At 62.8% G+C, this 4599-nt stretch carries 4 protein-coding genes; 3 read left to right on the forward strand and 1 reads right to left on the reverse strand.

The features are described 5' to 3' along the window. The coding region (gene acnA, locus EN984_RS23540) for an aconitate hydratase AcnA (protein WP_127383976.1) at nt 1–2076 on the forward strand (2076 nt) is incomplete at its 5' end. Nucleotides 2077–2125: 49 nt separating this feature from the next. On the opposite strand, the gene EN984_RS23545 is transcribed toward acnA, so the two are convergent. Then, complete coding sequence (locus EN984_RS23545; protein ID WP_127269002.1) at nt 2126–2803, reverse strand: ceramidase domain-containing protein; 678 nt, start codon at nt 2801–2803, stop codon at nt 2126–2128. Between the two features lie 172 nt (nt 2804–2975). Here EN984_RS23545 and EN984_RS23550 point away from each other — a divergent pair, with 172 nt between their 5' ends. Together EN984_RS23550 and EN984_RS23555 are read left to right on the forward strand one after the other, a co-directional pair. After that, entirely contained in the window at nt 2976–3776 is an 801-nt protein-coding gene (locus EN984_RS23550; RefSeq protein WP_127269003.1) for a thioredoxin family protein, read from the forward strand. 607 nt (nt 3777–4383) lie between these two features. Beyond that, a partial coding sequence (locus EN984_RS23555) for a DUF2794 domain-containing protein (protein ID WP_127383977.1) occupies nt 4384–4599 on the forward strand: 216 nt, incomplete at its 3' end.

Raw genomic sequence — 4599 nt, forward strand, 5'->3', positions numbered from 1 at the left:
GCCTATCCCGACACCTGCGTCGGCACCGATTCGCACACCACCATGATCAATGGCCTTGGCGTGCTCGGCTGGGGCGTCGGCGGCATCGAGGCCGAGGCGGCCATGCTCGGCCAGCCTGTCTCCATGCTTTTGCCTGAGGTGATCGGCTTCCGCCTCACCGGCAAGCTCAAAGAGGGCGTCACCGCCACCGACCTCGTGCTCACCGTCACCCAGATGCTGCGCAAGAAGGGCGTCGTCGGCAAGTTCGTCGAGTTCTTCGGGCCGGGCCTCTCCAACATGACGCTGGCCGACCGCGCCACCATCGGCAACATGGCGCCCGAATATGGCGCCACCTGCGGCTTCTTCCCCGTCGACTCGGAAACCATCCGCTACCTCACAATGTCCGGCCGCAGCGAGGACCGCATCGCGCTGGTCGAGGCCTATGCCAAAGCTCAAGGAATGTGGCGTGAGACCGGCTCGACCGATCCGGTGTTCACCGATCTGCTCGAGCTGGAACTTGGCTCCGTCGTGCCGTCGATGGCCGGACCCAAGCGGCCCGAGGGCCGCGTCGCCCTTGAAGGCATTCCGGAAGGTTTCGCCAAGGCGATGGAGACCGAATACAAGAAGGCCGCCGAAATCTCCAAGCGCTACGCAGTCGAAGGCACCGACCATGATCTCGGTCACGGCGATGTCGTCATTGCCGCCATCACTTCGTGCACCAACACCTCGAACCCGAGCGTGCTGATCGGCGCCGGCCTCCTGGCCCGCAACGCCAACCGCCTCGGTTTGAAGCAGAAGCCGTGGGTGAAGACCTCGCTGGCGCCGGGCAGCCAGGTGGTGGCCGAGTATCTGGAGAAATCCGGCCTGCAGAAGGAACTCGATCAGATCGGCTTCAACCTGGTCGGCTTCGGCTGCACCACCTGCATCGGCAATTCCGGGCCGCTGCCGGCGCCGATCTCGAAGACCATCAACGACAAGGGCCTGATCGCTGCCGCGGTCTTGTCCGGCAACCGCAACTTCGAAGGCCGCGTCTCGCCCGACGTGCAGGCCAACTATCTGGCGTCGCCGCCGCTGGTCGTCGCGCATGCGCTGGCCGGCACCGTCACAAAGGACCTGACCACCGAGCCGCTAGGCGAGGACAAGAACGGCGAGCCGGTCTACCTCAAGGATATCTGGCCGAGCTCGGCCGAAATCCAGGAGTTCATCGAGAAGAACGTCACCCGCGAGCTGTTCGCCCGCAAATATGCCGATGTCTTCAAAGGCGACGAGTACTGGCAGAACGTCAAGGCGCCGGAAGGCCAGACCTATGCGTGGGACGACAACTCGACCTATGTGCAGAACCCGCCCTATTTCGCCGGCATGACGTCAGGTTTCGGCAAGATCGGCGATATCAAGGGCGCCCGCGTGCTCGGCCTGTTCGGCGACAAGATCACCACCGACCACATTTCGCCGGCCGGATCGATCAAGGCGGCCTCGCCGGCCGGCAAATACCTCACCGACCACGGCGTCGGCGTCGCCGACTTCAACCAGTACGGCACGCGGCGCGGCAACCACGAGGTGATGATGCGCGGCACCTTCGCCAACATCCGCATCCGCAACCACATGCTGGGCGAGAATGGCCGCGAGGGCGGCTACACCATCCACTACCCGTCGAAGGAAGAGGAATCGATCTACGACGCGGCGATGGAATACAAAAGGGAAGGCGTGCCGCTGGTTGTCTTCGCCGGCGTCGAATACGGCAACGGCTCGTCGCGCGACTGGGCGGCCAAGGGAACCAATCTCCTTGGTGTCCGCGCGGTCATCGCCCAGTCCTTCGAGCGCATCCATCGCTCGAACCTGGTCGGCATGGGCGTCATTCCCTTCGTCTTCGAGGAAGGCACCTCATGGGCATCGCTCAACCTCAAGGGAGACGAGCTGGTCGAGATCGACGGCTTGAGCACCATCAAACCGCGCCAGACGATGATCGCCAAGGTCACCTATGGCGACGGCACGGTGAAGAACGTGCCGATCATCTGCCGCATCGATACGCTGGATGAGCTCGATTACTTCAAGAACGGCGGCATCCTGCAATACGTGCTGCGCGATCTTGCAGCTTAGGGAATAGGGGACTAGGCAGTAGGGAATAGAGACCCCTACTGCCTACTGCCTACTGCCTACTGCCTACCTTAGGCTTCCCAAACCGCGCCGCTGCCGCCAAAAGCACGCCGAGCATCACGCCGTTGAGGATGTGCCAGAGGAAGTGCGTTCCGAGCGGAAAGCTGCCGCAGATCACCGGGTCGATCATCCGGCAGATGACGGACACGACGAAGATCGCCGATCCCGCCAGATTATACCAGCCGGCGCGATTGCCGCTCACCGTCACCCAGACACCGAAGAAGGCGAGCGCCAGGAACGGCGGCAGATAGCCCGTCGTACCGTTCGACGCCTGGCGCAGCCAGTCAGGCACGGCAAGGGTTATCGCCCCGGCAAGCACATAGAAGGCAATGAAGATGGCAATGGCCTTGCCCCATCGCATGCCGAGGAAGCGGCGCAGATTGAACAGCGTGTAGGCCAGCGTGAAGCCGGCGATCGGCAGCACGTCGGCCCAGACTGTGCCCTTGGTGGCAAAGGTGTGGAAGATCGTCGAACCGATGCCGATCGCCACCACCCACCAGGCCAGCACCTCGGCGAAGGCGCCGGTGCCCAGCCTTCGTACCTCGCGCACGCCCCACAGGCCGGCGGCGATGAAGGCGAGGTTGGTCAGGGCGTTTACCGGTTCGGACCAGAATTCCGGGCCGGTCCGCTCGCAATAGAGGTCGACTGGCGCCAAAAACGTTTGCCACATCGTGATTGCCGCCCGAATCGGTTTCTATCCTGAAGCGCAGATCCTTCCTATTGCGGGGTTGCGGTCGGCTGCAATGGCAAAATTTCACCGCAACGTGACTTCCCGTTGACTTCCGGTTCTGCCACATATTTTAGCAATCAAGATAAAGCCGGCACCACCGGCGGGAATCGGAATGGCCATGGCCTCGCGAAAATCATTGTGGCTGGCAGCTCTTGCGCTGGCCTTCTCGGCGTCTGCCGGCGCCGGGCATGCCGGCGAATCCGATCGCGCCCATGCCGACCGGGTCCAGATCGACAGGCCCCAGATCGACAGGCCATTGGGCGTGGTCGAACTGTTCACCAGCCAGGGCTGCAGTTCCTGCCCGCCGGCCGATACGCTGTTCTCCGAACTTGCCGCCAAGGAAGATATCGTCGCGCTCGCTTATCACGTCGACTATTGGGACTATCTCGGCTGGCAGGATACGCTGGGCCGCAAGGAGAACACCGAGCGGCAATACGACTACATGCGCGCCTTCGGCAGCCGCTCCGTCTATACGCCGCAGGCCGTTATCAATGGCCGTGTCCACGTCAACGGTGCCAGCCGCGGCGAGGTCGATGGCGCGCTCGCCCGCATGGCCAAGAGCGGCGAAGGCATGCGCGTCGCCGTCAAGGTCAGCCGCACCAGCGACCGTGTGACGATCGACGCCGGCGATGCCGGCAACGGCCCCAGCGACGCCCATGTCGTCATCGTCTATTTCGACCCGCCGCAGACGGTCAAGGTCGGCGAGGGCGAGAACACCGGCCGCAAGATGACCTACTGGAACGCCGTCACCGGGATACAGACCGCCGGCATGTGGCATGGCAAGGCACAACGCTACGAACTGCCGATGAGCGAGATTGCCAAAAAGGGCGGCTGCGCCGTGCTGCTGCAGTCGGTCGGCAAGGACGGCATGCCCGGTCCCATTCTCGGCGCCGCGTTCATCCACAAGCCTTAAGGCCTTCTTTCCTTCTCCCCTTGTGGGGCGAGCAGCCGGTTCGTCGAAGGCGAATTCATCGTGCCGGTGGCACGATGAAGGCCGGCGAACGCCGGGACGCTGCGAAGCAGCGCGGACCCGGCAGGGTGGATCGACTAACCACGCCCGGCCCTTCGCAGGCTCAGGGCGTTCGAAGCTCGAAAAGCCAAGCAATTGGCTTTTCGTTCGCTGCGCGAACCGCTTCTCACCCAATAAAAAACCGACGTCAGCTTGCTTCTGACGTCGGTCATTTAGGTTTTGGGATCGTCGCACCCGATTCTTCCGAAGAAGAACCGAGGTTGGTTCGATCCGACGCAGACCCGTGGGCGGGGGGCTTGGGGTTTACGAGCCGGTGCCGGACCGAACCGTCTCAGGCAACACCGGTAAATTCGTCGGACATTGGGGCATGAGCGCGGATAAAAAAAGGCAGAAATGTGGCGGAACATCACCAATTCCAACACGGCGTTTCATAAAAGTGACTGGACGTGACGGAAACAGCGCGGCGCGGGGCTTGGTTCGCCGGGCCTTGCAATTCAGTCGCGAACACGCCAACTTTGGTTGGCAAAGATTCATTTTGAAGGATCGAGGCATGACCGATGACAGCGGCGGGACGGGGGATGGGGACGCATCCGCGATATTGATCCCGCTGCACGAGGCGCGACGCGAACGTCTCGATCAGCCGGTGCGGTTCGACCGCCGCGAGTTGGACCAGATCCTCAGGCTCTACGGCCGCATGGTCGCCGCCAATGAATGGCGCGACTACGCCATCGACCATCTTGCGGACCGCGCTGTGTTTTCCGTATTC

The sequence above is a fragment of the Mesorhizobium sp. M7A.F.Ca.CA.004.12.1.1 genome (assembly GCF_003997835.1).
GTDB lineage: Bacteria > Pseudomonadota > Alphaproteobacteria > Rhizobiales > Rhizobiaceae > Mesorhizobium.